The 12,788-nt window shown below is 71.7% G+C and carries 15 protein-coding genes; 7 read left to right on the top strand and 8 right to left on the bottom strand.

Annotated elements, in window-relative coordinates; translation table 11 throughout:
• Positions 1-708: 708 nt before the first annotated feature.
• From ACZ6Z8_RS10415 to ACZ6Z8_RS10405, 3 genes are all read right to left on the bottom strand, one after another.
• Positions 709-2,052, bottom strand: coding sequence for a DUF3987 domain-containing protein (locus ACZ6Z8_RS10415; RefSeq protein ID WP_465608129.1), 1,344 nt, complete (start codon positions 2,050-2,052; stop codon positions 709-711).
• Positions 2,053-2,804: 752 nt separating this feature from the next.
• Positions 2,805-3,077 carry an excisionase family DNA-binding protein gene (locus ACZ6Z8_RS10410; RefSeq protein WP_465608128.1) on the bottom strand — a complete coding sequence of 91 codons (273 nt, stop codon included), beginning with the start codon at positions 3,075-3,077 and terminating at the stop codon, positions 2,805-2,807.
• A 92-nt stretch (positions 3,078-3,169) separates the two neighbouring features.
• Positions 3,170-4,057 carry a hypothetical protein gene (locus ACZ6Z8_RS10405; protein ID WP_465608126.1) on the bottom strand — a complete coding sequence of 296 codons (888 nt, stop codon included), beginning with the start codon at positions 4,055-4,057 and terminating at the stop codon, positions 3,170-3,172.
• 168 nt (positions 4,058-4,225) lie between these two features.
• On the opposite strand from ACZ6Z8_RS10405, the gene ACZ6Z8_RS10400 reads away from it, so the two are divergent.
• The 5 genes from ACZ6Z8_RS10400 to ACZ6Z8_RS10380 all read left to right on the top strand — a co-directional run bounded on the left by ACZ6Z8_RS10400 (position 4,226) and on the right by ACZ6Z8_RS10380 (position 6,944).
• On the top strand, positions 4,226-4,588 hold the full coding sequence (locus ACZ6Z8_RS10400) for a GntR family transcriptional regulator (RefSeq protein WP_465608124.1): 363 nt from the start codon (positions 4,226-4,228) through the stop codon (positions 4,586-4,588).
• 146 nt (positions 4,589-4,734) lie between these two features.
• Positions 4,735-5,973: an XRE family transcriptional regulator gene (locus ACZ6Z8_RS10395; protein ID WP_465608122.1), complete on the top strand. Its 1,239-nt coding sequence runs from the start codon at positions 4,735-4,737 to the stop codon at positions 5,971-5,973.
• Positions 5,974-6,471: 498 nt separating this feature from the next.
• The gene (locus ACZ6Z8_RS10390) at positions 6,472-6,594 is read left to right on the top strand and encodes a hypothetical protein (RefSeq protein ID WP_465608121.1); all 123 of its coding nucleotides are present in this window, start codon (positions 6,472-6,474) and stop codon (positions 6,592-6,594) included.
• A gap of 69 nt (positions 6,595-6,663) precedes the next feature.
• Positions 6,664-6,804 carry a hypothetical protein gene (locus tag ACZ6Z8_RS10385; RefSeq protein WP_465608119.1) on the top strand — a complete coding sequence of 47 codons (141 nt, stop codon included), beginning with the start codon at positions 6,664-6,666 and terminating at the stop codon, positions 6,802-6,804.
• Positions 6,801-6,944: a hypothetical protein gene (locus ACZ6Z8_RS10380; protein WP_465608117.1), complete on the top strand. Its 144-nt coding sequence runs from the start codon at positions 6,801-6,803 to the stop codon at positions 6,942-6,944. The genes ACZ6Z8_RS10385 and ACZ6Z8_RS10380 overlap by 4 nt, the downstream gene beginning before the upstream one ends.
• A gap of 69 nt (positions 6,945-7,013) precedes the next feature.
• Here ACZ6Z8_RS10380 and ACZ6Z8_RS10375 read toward each other — a convergent pair whose 3' ends face one another.
• The gene (locus ACZ6Z8_RS10375; protein ID WP_465608116.1) at positions 7,014-8,021 is read right to left on the bottom strand and encodes a phosphatase PAP2 family protein; all 1,008 of its coding nucleotides are present in this window, start codon (positions 8,019-8,021) and stop codon (positions 7,014-7,016) included.
• 423 nt (positions 8,022-8,444) lie between these two features.
• Between ACZ6Z8_RS10375 and ACZ6Z8_RS10370 the strand changes: the two genes are divergently transcribed.
• Both ACZ6Z8_RS10370 and ACZ6Z8_RS10365 read left to right on the top strand, forming a co-directional pair.
• On the top strand, positions 8,445-9,416 hold the full coding sequence (locus ACZ6Z8_RS10370; protein WP_465608115.1) for a sigma-70 family RNA polymerase sigma factor: 972 nt from the start codon (positions 8,445-8,447) through the stop codon (positions 9,414-9,416).
• 145 nt (positions 9,417-9,561) lie between these two features.
• A complete protein-coding gene (locus ACZ6Z8_RS10365) occupies positions 9,562-9,834 on the top strand; it encodes a hypothetical protein (protein WP_465608113.1) in 273 nt (90 codons plus the stop codon).
• 37 nt (positions 9,835-9,871) lie between these two features.
• Here the strand turns inward: ACZ6Z8_RS10365 and mscL are convergent, their stop codons facing one another.
• The 4 genes from mscL to ACZ6Z8_RS10345 form a co-directional block, all read right to left on the bottom strand.
• Entirely contained in the window at positions 9,872-10,288 is a 417-nt protein-coding gene (gene mscL, locus ACZ6Z8_RS10360; RefSeq protein ID WP_465608111.1) for a large conductance mechanosensitive channel protein MscL, read from the bottom strand.
• A gap of 30 nt (positions 10,289-10,318) precedes the next feature.
• The gene (locus tag ACZ6Z8_RS10355) at positions 10,319-10,591 is read right to left on the bottom strand and encodes a hypothetical protein (RefSeq protein WP_465608109.1); all 273 of its coding nucleotides are present in this window, start codon (positions 10,589-10,591) and stop codon (positions 10,319-10,321) included.
• Between the two features lie 309 nt (positions 10,592-10,900).
• Positions 10,901-11,230 carry an FmdB family zinc ribbon protein gene (locus ACZ6Z8_RS10350; RefSeq protein ID WP_465608108.1) on the bottom strand — a complete coding sequence of 110 codons (330 nt, stop codon included), beginning with the start codon at positions 11,228-11,230 and terminating at the stop codon, positions 10,901-10,903.
• 125 nt (positions 11,231-11,355) lie between these two features.
• On the bottom strand, positions 11,356-12,732 hold the full coding sequence (locus ACZ6Z8_RS10345; RefSeq protein ID WP_465608107.1) for an MFS transporter: 1,377 nt from the start codon (positions 12,730-12,732) through the stop codon (positions 11,356-11,358).
• Between the last annotated feature and the right edge of the window lie 56 nt (positions 12,733-12,788).

The raw sequence follows: 12,788 nt of genomic DNA, 5'->3' as shown, positions 1-12,788 counted from the left end.
ATGAGCGCGGAGCGTGATCTCCCACCCACCCCCCACCCGGCCGGAGAACGTCCTCCCGGGCGCCTGAGCGGGTGGGGGATGGTCTTTCTCGGGTGGGGGGTGGGTGGGGGGAGGTGACGGCCCGTTGCGGGGCGACTCGGCTGGCCGGGTGGCCGGGTGGCCGGGTGGCCGTGTGGCGCGGGTGGAAGAGACCACCCGCCCGCCGGGGGCGGGGTGGCTTCTTCTGGCCCGGCCGCCCTTGGTGGGGAGCGCGCTCGGGGCGCCGTGGTGGCCGATGGTGCGTCCGTGCGGGTCGGTCGGGCGACGGCGACGGTGGGTGTGCGGGGCATAGCGGGTCTCCGTTCGGGGTGCCAGAGGGGGCCAAGATCAGGTGCCAGCGGGGGGTGACAGTCGAGGTGACAGGCGCCGACTGTCGGCCTTGCGCGCGTTACCTGGGGAAATCGGGCCCGGGTGACAGTCGCCGACTGGCGCCTGTCACCTGGCAGTCGGTTCGGCCTGTGGGCTCGTGGTCGGTGGTCGCTGTCCCCGGGGGTGGTCCGGAAAGGCCGGAAAGGCTGGAAAGGGGTCTGAGCTGGGGTTTTGTGTGGCGGAAAGCCGTCCGGAATGGTCCGGAAAGGGTCCGGGAAGGTGTGTGGCCGGGGTTCGCGGACCACTTTCCGGACCTTCGCGGACCACTTTCCGCCAGGTGTTCGTGCAGGTCAGAGGGCTTTACGGGCTTTCCGGCCTTTCCGGACCGCCCTCCCGGCCGGGTGGGGCGTAGAGGTAGACGGTCTGGTGGCGTCCGCCAGTGGAGAGCTGGGCGGCGGCAAAGTCGGGCAGCTGGCACAGGCGGGCAGTGACGTCGGCGCGCTGGGTGGCATTGAGCCGCTTGAGGAGCACCTGCACCTGCGACTGGGTCATCCCGGAGGGCCCGGCGTTCTTCACCGCGTGGATGAGCTTGTCCAGGTGCGGATCGCCGGTGCTGGCGGCGGCGGTCGGGCCGAGGATGTGGGCGGCGCTGGCGCGGGCGTACCGCACGAGGGCCCAGGCGGCGCGCAGGTGGTCTTCGCTGATGCGGTCGGTGTGGTCGGTCAGGGCATAGACCATGGCGGCGCGCTTGGCGTAGGGGGCGGCGCGGGCGGTGAACTCGGCGATCGGGCCGTCGTCGGCCTCGTCCTCGCACAGGGCCGGGTAGATCTCCTCCCGCCACAGCTGCGCGGCTTGCTCGGTGAGCTGGACTTCGCCGACCCGGCGGGCGTCGGCGAGCACGGTGCGCCAGGCGGTGGCGAGGTTGTCGATCAGGCCGTCGGGGGCGCCGGTGGCGTCCGGGAGGAGCAGGTTGCGGTGGACGAAGACCGGCAGGAAGCGGTTGTAGGTCCCGCCGGCCATCTCGGCGTCCTGCATCTTGGCGCGCAGTTCACGCGGGGAGATGTGGCCGATGACGGCGATGTGCGGGGCGGTGGCGTGCAGGGCCTCGCGGTTCATCACGCCGAGGTCTTCGCCGTTCCACGCTTGGCGCAGGATGCCTCCCAGGGAGGAGCCCTCACGCCGTCCCCGGGCCATGGTGACGCCGTACTCGGACTCCACCACCCACAGGCGCTTGTCGATGACGCCGGGGTCCTTGTCGCCGTCCCCGTCGCGAACCGCCTCGATCAGGCCTTCGCCGGAGGACAGGCCGGAGCGGGCATTGGTAGCGATGAAGTCCGGCACGGCGGCCTTGAACAGGCGCTGGACGGTGTTGGTGGCCTCGCCCTTGCGGCCCGCGGCGGTGGCGCCGACCGTGAGGGCCCAGATCAGGGCGGGGTGGCGGCCGTTGCCGATCCACAGGAACGGCCCCGGGCCGATCGCGGCCCCGGCGGCGGACAGCAGGTTCACCAGCACGCCCACGGGGTCGGCCTCGGTGGTCGGGTCGAGGTCGCGGACGGTTTCCCCGGCCCAGCCGCAGAACACCTCCGGGTCCGGGACGGGGCCCGGCCGGTCGGGGCGCACGATGCCGTGAGCGGGGTCGTACAGCGGGTTGGCGGCCTGTGGTCGGCCGTCAGAGGCGTTGGTGGGGAGGGTTTCGACAGACACGGGTTCTCCGGCGGGTTCGCGGGGCGGGTCGGCCTGGGCGGGCGGGTGGTCGGGTGGTGGGTCACGCACTGCTCGGACTCCTTCGACGGGGCGCTCACTGCCCCCTTAAGAGCGCTTCTCCTTAGGGGAGTTGGCGGTGCTCGGTCGGGCACGCTCGCCCCGGTCCGCCGAGGAGAAGCGCTCTTAAGGAGGGTGGGTGTTCACCGGCCGCCGGATCGTGCTCACGGGCGCTCACGGCTGGGGCTGAAACACCCGGGGGTCTGGTCGGCCGGATGTCCGCGCGGCCGGGGGAAGGGCTGGAGAAGCGCTTCTCCGGCCCGGGGTTCGCCGGGGCCGGTGCGGGTGTTCACCGGTGTTCACCGGCTCTCACCAGCGGTTTCAGGTCCACGGCTGGGCGTTTCAGCCGCGCGCCGGGCCGTTTCAGGGGCGGTCCGGGCGTTTCAGGCCCACCCGGCGAGTGGTCCATGAGCGGCGGTGAGTGCCCGGGTGTTCACCGGTGAACACCCACCCGGGCCGGGGGCTGTTTCAGGCGCGGCGGTGGCCTTTTCAGGCCCGGCTGTCCCGGCTTCAACGGCACCCGGTGAGTGGTCCATGAGCGCCGGTGAGTGCCCGGGTGTTCACCGGTGAACACCCACCCGTCCGGGGCGCTGTTTCAGGTCCACCGGCGGCCGTTTCAGGCCCGGCCCCTCGGGTTTCAGGGGCGCCTGTTGAGCGGGCCGTGAGCGGGCGTGAGCGCCGGTGAGTGCGGGTGGTCAGGAGGTGAGGACTCCGAGTCCGATCGGGATTCCGAGGGTCTTGAGGTAGGTGCGGAAGGCCGAGCGCTGGACGCGGATCATGCCCCGGCCCCGGCCGACCCGGTAGGAGGTCAGGCGGCCGTCCTGGATCTCGCGGTAGACGGTGTCGTCCGAGACGCCGAGCGCGCGGGCGATCTGGCTGACCCTCAGCGGTTCGTCGGTGGCGTAGCTGGCCAGCGTGCTGATCGACGCGGCAACGGCCGTGGCGGTGAAGTCGACGGGACCGGGCATAGCGGGGTGCTCCAAGGTTGTGGCCAGGCGCCGGCGGGGTACTACCGGCGCCCGGGATTGCGGTGGATGAGACGGGCGCGGTCGCTGCGGAATCAGACCGGGCAGCCATCGGGCGGCAGGACCCCGGCCGGGACCAGGACGCGGCGGGTGAACGCCTGCCGCCCGGCGATCCGGCCGACCGTGGCGATGTGCCGCAGGCGCAGTTCCGGGCTGTCCGAGACGACGGCGCCCAGGAACCGCTCCCCGGTGTCGGTGAGCACGACCAGCGGCGTGGCCAGCTCGTACTTGAGCGAGGCCATCTCGGTCACCGAGTCGCACAGGCGACGGCGCCGGAAGTTCGGCAGGACCCGCTTCAACTCCGCCCGCCGCAGGCGCTCCTCGGGCGTGGACGGCTTCGGCGCGAACGCGCCCTGCTCGCGGGCCAGCTCCTCGCCCAGCGCCTCCAGCACCGCCACCGGCACCATGGCCGCGCCCTGCGCGATCAGGGCCGACAGCTCCTCGGACGCCAGCGGAGCGGCCAGGTAGTCGTCCTGGCGTACGGTCGGGAAGGCGTCCTCACCCACCAGGTGCAGGGCCACCGCCCGCTCGTGGCGCGTCATCGGCCGGGACTCGGCGTTGGTGTACCAGTAGCCCATGACCACCTCGTGGGCCAGCTCCCAGGCCTGCGCCACGTCGTGGTTGTGCCAGGCGGTCGGGTCGAGGTGGACCATGTCCCGGGCGGCGGCCTGGATGCCCTCCAGGCCGTAGGCCTCCAGGGCCTTGGTCAGGGCCAGGGTCAGGAGGTTGATCGACGGCTTGCGGCCGATCAGCTGCTTCATCTCCAGCAGCGCCGTAGCGATCTGGAGCCGGTTGAGCTCCACGCCCTCGATCTCCACGCGCGGGTAGCGCTGGCCCGGCAGACGCCGGTCAACGACCGACACCCCACCGGAAACCGGGACCTCGACGGCGGCGACTCGTGACGTGGTGAGCGTTGCGTGCATGATGGAACTCCCTTCACTGGGGCGTGGAGCGGCGAACTCACTTGGCGGTTTGGGCGCCGCTCCACGGTTGCTGTGGGCTCGTGCCATCTAGATTGCTCTAGATGGCTCTAGCGTGTCAAGCGCTTCCATCTAGGTTCCTTAGGGCGCCCTGGGGGTTACCCTGGCGGCATGACTCTTGTGCATGACGAGCGAGCGCCGTACGTGCAGGTCGCCGACACCATCCGTTCCGAGATCGCCTCGGGTGAGCACCCGCCGGGGGCGAAGCTGCCTTCCGTGAAGAAGCTCGCGGAGCGGTTCGGCATCGCCGAGATGACCGTTCACAGCGGCTTGCGGCTGCTGCGTGAGGAAGGGCTCATCGTCTCGACCCCCGGGCGCGGCACCTTTGTGCGCCGGGACGTCGACGTGGCCAACCGGCCGGCGGAGAGCGATGTGCTGAGCCTGGTGGAACATCTCACCTCCCGGGTTGAGGACCTGTCGGCGCGGGTGGCCGAGCTGGAACGGCGCGTAACCGCGTCGTCCGTTCCTGACTAACCATCGGGTAGCGGCGTGAGCGTCACCAGTGACAGCAGAGGTGTCTTGCTGGTGACAGGGCCGGTGTCACTGCCCTGTCACCACCTGCTGTCCGGGGCCCTTCGGGTGTCAGACTCAGGGGAGAAACCACCCACTGGGGAGGGCACGTGAGCTACGACAGGCCTGCATGGGCGCAGCGTATGACGGCAGAGCGGAACGCCCGGGAGTGGTCGCAGGCGGACGCCATCGCCGCCCTTCGGGCGCACGCTCCGAAGAAGCTCCCGGACAACTCGACCATGCTGCGACAGTGGAAGCGCTGGGAGTCCGGTGAGGTCATGCCGAGCGACTTCTACCAGCCGATCATCGCGGCCATGTTCGGCACAGTGACGCACGCGCTCTTTCCGGTGGTGGGGCGCCGGGATGGCCACGCCGAAATTGCTGCGGTGAGCGGCATGGAGACGCTGGACATCATCAGCCGTCTGACCGCGTCCGACGTGGACAACGCCACGATGGAAGCGCTTCGCATCACCACCGACCGACTCTGCTCGGAGTACGCCCTGCTGCCGAGCGGGCAGCTTGCGGTCGAGGGTCGCCAGTGGCTCAAGCGTGTGGTTGGACTCCAGGGCCAGCGGCTCACGCTCGCACAGCACCGGGAGGTGCTGTCGATGGCTGGCTGGCTCGCCCTGTTGGTGGGCTGCGTGGAGTACGACATGGGTGACAAGCGCGCGGCCGAATCGACCCGGCGGGCCGCGCTGTCGCTCGGCAACGAGGCGGAGCACGCGGGGATTCAGGGCTGGGCGCACGAGATGCGCGCGTGGTTTGCCCTGACGACGGGCGACTACCGCGGCGTCATCGCCGCGTCGAAGGCCGGGGCCGAGTTGGCCGCAAACCAGGGCGTAGCCGTGCAGCTCGCTGCCCAGGAAGCGAAGGCGTGGGCCAGGCTCGGCGACCGCCGGCAGGCAGAGGTAGCGCTCGATAGGGGGCGCCGCCTGCTCGAAGGCATGCCGTACCCCGACAACCTGGACAACCACTTCGTGGTGGACCCGGCGAAGTACGACTTCTACGCCATGGACTGCTACCGGATGCTCGGTGAGAACAAGCTGGCCACGACGCTCGCGTCGGAGGTGATCCGGGCCAGCACTGACTACGACGGCACGGAGCGCTCCCCGATGCGGATCGCCGAGGCGCGGCTGACGCTCGGCGTCGTCGCGGCGCGAGAGGGCGACCTCGAAGACGCGCTGAACTACGGGGAGTGGGCTCTCCGGGGCGAGCGGAAGTCGCTCCCTTCCCTCCTTGCGGTCAGTCGCGAGCTGGCGACGGTCGTGACCAGGCAGTACGGAGGCGAGCCCGGCACTCGGGCCTACCTGGAGCACCTGAACGAACTGACCCAGGTGGACCAAGGCTGAGAAGCCTCGCCCGTGCCACAGCCGTGCCAGGACAGGCGGGGAACCACGGGGAATTGCGGGCAGCGGCGGTTAGAACTCGGGGTTGAGGCCCAGCACCGCTTCGGCGCAGGTCGGAGCTGGTGAGCGACAACTGTGCTCCTAAAGCCGGTGTCGCAGGTTCGATTCCTGTCTGGGGCACAACAGAACAGCAGCTCGCAGGCCCTCCCTCCCCTCCCAGGGGACGGAGGGCCTGCGGCGTTTCCACCTCCCGCCGGCCGCCCGTGACGACTCGGTCGACCGCGGGTAGCGGCAGATCCGCCGGTGGGCGCCCGCCCCGGAGCCGCCGGTTCCGGCGGAACGGCCTGGCCGGGGCCCGGACGGCGGTCGAGTGGGTTCAGGGGATCGACGAGCCGACAGCCGACCTGGATCCGTTCGCGGCGCCCGGGCCGGGGCGTCCGGCTGCCCCCGGCGGTCACCGTGGTCGCGCTGGCGCTCCACCTCCCGTCCAGCCTCCACGAGGTGTCGAGCAGGTCGGGCAGCGGCATGACCGAGGGCCTGGCGCGCTACCTCGCCATCCTGCTCGCCGTGGTGTGGGCCGCGGCCGTGCCGGCCCGCGAGTTCGAGACCGGTACCAGTCTCTGAGCCTGGACCAAGGGCACCAGCCGCTCGCGCCGGTTCGTCAGCCGGGAGGCCCTGCCGATCCTGGCCGCCATGACGTCCGGGCCGGCTCTGACCGGGGCCGTGATGATCGGCGGGATGCACCGGCCGGCCTTCGTCGCGCACGACCACCTGAGCGAGAACCACCTCAGCGCGATCGCTACCGGCCTGGCCGCCGCGGTGACCGGAGTGTGACGGACTGCCAGATCGCCGTCCCGGACGGGCGCCGAGCCGAGCTGACCAGGCTCGCGGACGGTGGCGTGGCGGTCGAGTACCGGCCGAACGGCTGCTTCCGGGAGGCCCACCCGGTCTCCGGCGCGGTCTTCCGGTGCTGACCGCAGCCCTGCTCACCTACGTCCGGCGCACCGTGCGGACGATCCCGGGCAGGGCCTGACCGCTGCCGCTCACCCCCGGGCCCTCCGCCGATCCGGCGGAGGGCCTGCGGCGTTTCCGGGGCGGCCTGCCGGAGGCCTCGGCGCCTCGGCGGACCGCCGCCCCAGCGGCCCGCCACCTCGGCGGACCGGTGCGTCCGGGCGGTCGGCGGGGTCGTCCCGGCCGGGCGCGTCGGACCCGGCACCGTCCGGCGGCCCGTCGGCCAGTGGGTCGCGACCCAGCGGGGCGTCGTCCGGCGGGGCGTCAGCGTGCGGGCCGTCGGGGCGCGGGGGCCGGACGTACGGGACGATGACCCGCTGGACCCGGGGCCTGGTGCGCCAGTTGACCCGACGTACGTCCCGGGCCAGGGCGCCCGGGCGCCAGAGTTCGACCGCGGCCGTGACGACGCCCAGCACGATGCCGGCGGCCAGCCAGCCCGCCACCACGTCACTGGGCCAGTGCACCCCGAGGGCGGTCCGGGTCCAGCCGATGGTCAGCACCGTGGTGGCGGCCACCGAGCAGGCGGCGGTCCGGCCGCGGCGGTCGACCCGGTACCAGAGCAAGCCGACCAGGACGGCACAGGTGATCGCCGAGGCCATCGCGTGCCCGGAGGGGAAGGCGGGGCCGCCGGCGTGCGCGACCGGGTCGGAGAAGGCGGGCCGCTGCCGGCCGACGGCCAGCTTGAGCGCCCACTGGGCGCCCCAGCCGACCAGGGCCTGGGCGGCCGTCCAGCCGGCCAGCACGCGGGCGCCGATCAGCCAGAGCCAGGCGGCCGCGACGCCCAGCAGTGCACGCATCGTGACGGGGCCGCCGATGTCGGAGAGGGTCTGCACCGCGGCGGTCCAGATCCGGTGATCCCGTGCGTAGTCGTGGAGTTCGCTGGTCCAGTCCTGGTCGAACTGGTACAGGGGGTGCCAGTGGCCCGTCACCAGCGTCGCCAGGAGGCAGAACAGCGCGGCGCAGCCCAGCGCGAGCGACGCGTCCCGGAGGAGGCGACGCTGACGCACAGTGACGGAAGTCGTGCTGTTGGTCAGGTGCATGCCTGGTACCTTCCCAGCGTCCTGTGCCGATCGGGAGCTGGGGTGATAGCGATTCGGCATCTTTTGTGCGGAGGACCTGCGTGCGCCGGGGTGTGGGCGCGGGCGGAAATCAGGGGCGCACGGGAACGTGCGCGACCGCCCGGCTGTTCAACGAATGGGCGGCGATCGCGTGTGCGGTCGGTGAAGAACCGCTCCACGGTCGGTCGCGAACGGGCACTCGAAGTGTTCGATCGGTCACCCAGTGTCCAGAACCGGGGTGAAAACCGGCAGGATACTGCATCGCTGGGAAGAATCTGAGCGACTTGGGAATGTTGTCCGGAATCTGCTCGTTGGATTGTTACGTGTGAGCCCTTCGGGGCCCGCACTTCTTGCCCTCTCGGGGCAGGCAGGCAGACCTCGGCAATTCCAGCAAAGGGAGCAAGCATGGCCACCCGTGCCGTCGTTCGCGACAGGGCCGACCGGACTCGCGCGGCCCGCCCGACCAACCTTGAGGCCGACCGCGACCTGGTCGGTATGTACCTCGACGAGATCGCCAGGACGCCCCTGCTCGATGCCGCCGAGGAGGTCGAGCTCTCGCTGCGGATCGAGGCCGGCGTGTACGCCCAGCACCTGCTGGACGAGGGCGACCTCCCCGACGGCGTCACGCGCGAGGAGCTGGAGGCGATAGCCGCCGACGCCGAGCGCGCCAAGGACGTCTTCATCCGCTCGAACCTCCGTCTGGTCGTGGCGGTCGCCCGCCGCTACCCGCGCAGCGGCCTGCCGCTGCTGGACCTCATCCAGGAGGGCAACGCCGGCCTGGTGCGAGCCGTCGAGAAGTTCGACTACGCCAAGGGTTTCAAGTTCTCCACCTACGCGACGTGGTGGATCAGGCAGGCGATCACCCGCTCGATCGCCGACCAGTCCCGCACGATCCGGCTGCCCGTGCACCTGGTCGAGGAGCTCGGCCGGATCCGCCGGGTGCAGCGTGAGAAGTCCAAGGAGCTGGGCCGCGAGGCGGAGCCGGCCGAGATCGCGGCCGAGCTGGACACCACCGAGGCCCGGATCAAGGACGTGCTCGACTGGGCGCGGGACCCGGTCAGCCTCAACATGTCGGTCGACGACGAGGGCGAGACCCAGTTCGGCGATCTGGTGGAGGACACCGGGGCGACGTCCCCCGAGGATGCCGTGATGGTCATGCTCCGTCGCGAGGAGCTGGACGACCTGATCGGGCGGCTGGACGACCGCACGGCCTCGATCATCCGCTCCCGCTACGGCATGGAGGACGGCCGCGAGCGCACCCTCACCGAGGTGGGCAAGCAGCACGGCCTCACCCGTGAGCGGATCCGCCAGATCGAGAAGCACGCGCTGGCCGAACTGAAGAAGATCGCCGACCACGCGGGCTTCGAAGCCGCCTGACGGCCGCGGCCGACGGCCGAGGCCGACCGCCACCCGGGCCCTGATGCGGAGCGCTCCGCACCGGGGCCCGCGGCGTGTCACGGGCCTCTTAGGCTGGAGGGACGGGTCAGAACATGAACAAGGGGACCGGCAGGGAGTGGGCAGGGTGAGCGAGCAGCGGCAGGAACACGGACAGCAGGAACACGGACAGGGAGAACAGGGGCAGGGAGAGCAGGAGCGGGACCAGCGGCAGCCGAAGGCCGGTGGCGGGCAGGACCCGGCCGCGGCCAAGGCCCGCCTGGTCTTCCGCGACCCGCTGGACCAGCAGTCCCGGGACGACACCGACGCCGGCTGGGGCGACCGCCCCGGGGCCGGGGGGAGCGGTGGGCGGGGGCTGGACTGGTACCTGAGCCAGCGCCCGCCGCACCACGGGGATTAGGGCCTGGGCCGGGGAAACGGGATCGGGGGCCGGGGGATTAGCGCGCCGTGACCAGCGCGTCGCGGATCTCGGTCAGCAGTTGGACCTCCTTGGCCTCGGCCTCGGCCGCCTCCTCGGCGACGGTCTTGCGCCTGGCCGCCATCCGGTTCATCGGCACGATCAGGAAGAAGTAGACGACGGCGGCGGTGATCAGGAACTGCAGGGCGGCGCTGAGCACCGATCCCCACAGGATGAGGACGCCGGACGTGACCTCTCCGGTGGCGCTCACCTCGCAGGGCCCCTTGAGGCAGGAACTGTAGGACGCCAGGTCCTTCGTCCCGAACGCGCCGACGATCGGATTGATCACGCCCTTGACGAAGGCGTTGACGATGTTGGTGAAGGCCGCGCCGATGACCACGGCGACGGCGAGTTCGACGACATTTCCACGCAGCAGGAATTCCTTGAAGCCTTTCATGCCGCCTCGAACGACGAAGTCGTTCCGAGGTCACGGGTGGTCCTCCGGATTCCCGGATTGACAACCCGTACGGCCCACCGCACCCGCCGGTGGCGGCGGCAGTCCGGCTCGCGCGGGCCCGAACGCCAGCGCCGCGGCCACCGCGAGCAGGACCAGCGCGGGCACCCCGGCCCGGCGGCGGACGGCCCGGCGCCAGCGGTGCCACCCGCCGCACCCGCGCCGGATCGGCGGAAAACTCGGCACCTCCTGCCGCGGCGGCACGGTGGGCGCGGGCAGGGGAACGGACAGGCTCATGGTCGTCATCGGGGCACCTCCGGACTCGGTCGGTCGTCACGTGCGGTCGGACGCCGTGCGGTGGGTCACCGCCCGGTGACCCACACGATGCGCGCTCGGGCCACCGCCGGAAAGCCGGTTCCCACAGCCTGTGGACAACCCCGCCCCTGTGGACAACTTCATACACTCACACGAGTGAGTCCGACCTCCGGGAACTGACGGAGACCCCCTCCACCCAGGCATCGCGGGACGCGAAAAGGCCCGCCGCCCCCGCGCGAAGCGGGGCCGACGGGCCTCTCCGTGAAGCCTCAGGAACTCCCGGAACCCCGGGAGCCGAGTTCAGCTCGCGGCCGGAGCCGGGCTGCTGGGCGAGCTGGAGGTGCTCGACGAACCGGACGAGCCCGAGGAGCCGGAAGCGCTCGACGAACCCGAGGTCGACGACGACGTCGAGGAGCCGGCGGACGAACCCCCGCCCACCGAGCTGCTGGAGGACGAGCGGCTGTCGGTCCGGTAGAAGCCCGAGCCCTTGAACACGACGCCCACGGCCGAGAAGACCTTGCGGAGCCGTCCCTGGCATTCGGGGCACGTGGTCAGCGCCTCGTCGGTGAACTTCTGCACCGCCTCCAGGCCGTTGCCGCACTCGGTGCACTGGTACTGGTACGTGGGCACTTGTCTTCCTCCTGGCACTCTCGCCTGATGAGTGCTAACGATGGTCAATGATGCGGTATTCCGTTGGATCAGTCCAGCGAATCCGGTGTGAGATGAGCCGGTACGGGCCGCGTCCGACCGATCGCTCAGCCCTTGGCCGCGCCGACCAGCTGCGCCGGGGTGGCGCGCTCGCCGGACCCCGCCACCACGTGACCGCTCCTGACCGGCGCGACCAGCAGGTGCCGCATCGACACCAGCGCGACCAGCCCCAGACCGGCGCCGACCAGCGGAACCAGGAATCCGGCGGACGGCCCGTGGGAGTCGATCAGCCGCCCGGCCACCATCGAGCCGACGGCCAGGCCCAGGCCGATGGCACCGGTCAGCCAGGTGAAGGCCTCCGTCTTGGCGCCGTCCTCGACCAGGGTCTCGACCAGGGTGTAGCCGCTGATCAGGGTCGGGGCGATGGCCAGACCGCAGAACAGTCCGGCGATCGACAGCGTGACGAGGTCGGGCATCGCCCACAGCGTCGAGCAGCCCACCACCAGCAGGGCGTAGCTGATGACCATCCGGTGCCGGACGGCCCGACGCCAGGCGATGACGCCGTAGAGCACGCCGGCCACCATCGAGCCGCCGGCGAAGATCCCGTACACGGTGCCGGCGGCGCCGTGCTGGCCGACCGAGTCGGCGAAGGCGTTCACCGAGACCTGCATCCCGCCGAACACGGCCCCCACCCCGAGGATCACGCCGGCCAGCAGCCGGACGCCGGGGGAGGCCAGCGCGGAGGCGCGCCGAGCGCCGGGCTGCGGGGCGGTCCGGGTCGGCGCGGTGCGCCGCTGGGCGGCGAAGACCAGGCCGCCGACGAAGGTCAGGGCGGCCTCGGTGATCAGCGCGGCGGACGGGCTGACCGAGGTGGCGATCTTGGCGGCCAGGATCGGGCCGATCACGAAGGTGAACTCGTCCGTCACCGATTCGAAGGCGAACGCGGTGCTCACCTTGGCCGCCGAGGAGGCGGAGGCGCCCTCGGCGCCGATGGTGGCGATCCAGCGGGCCCGGACCATCGCGCCGATCTGCGGAACGCTCGCGCCGGCCGGGACGGCGGCCAGGAGCAGGCACCAGACCGGCGCGTGCCCGAGGGCCAGCGCGATCAGCAGGCCGACCGAGGCGGCGTGCACCGCGACGGTCGGGACCAGCACGGCGGGCTGCCCGTACCGGTCGGCGAGCCGACCGGTCTGCGGGCCGATCAGTGCCTGGGCGACGGCGGCGATCGCCGTGACGGTGCCGGCGGTGCCGTACGAGCCGTAGGTGTTCTCGACGAGCATCAGGATGCCCATGCTGAGCATCGCGTAGGGCAGCCGTGCGACGAAGGCCGGGGCCAGGAACGTCCAGGCGCCGGGCGTGCGCAGCAGCGCGCCGTAGCCGACCTTGGCCGGTGCTGTCGCGCTGTCGGGGGTGCCGGCCGCGGTGTCCGGAGCGGTGTCCGGGGTGGGGTTGGCGGCGATCTCGACCGTTCGGCGGGCCGTCACGGTCGGTCCTTCCTGCTGCCTGGTAGCGCGGCAGGGCATGGGGTGGCCCCGACGGC

This window comes from Kitasatospora sp. NPDC101108 (assembly GCF_055584725.1).
This window is presented reverse-complemented; position numbering and strand designations above follow the sequence as displayed.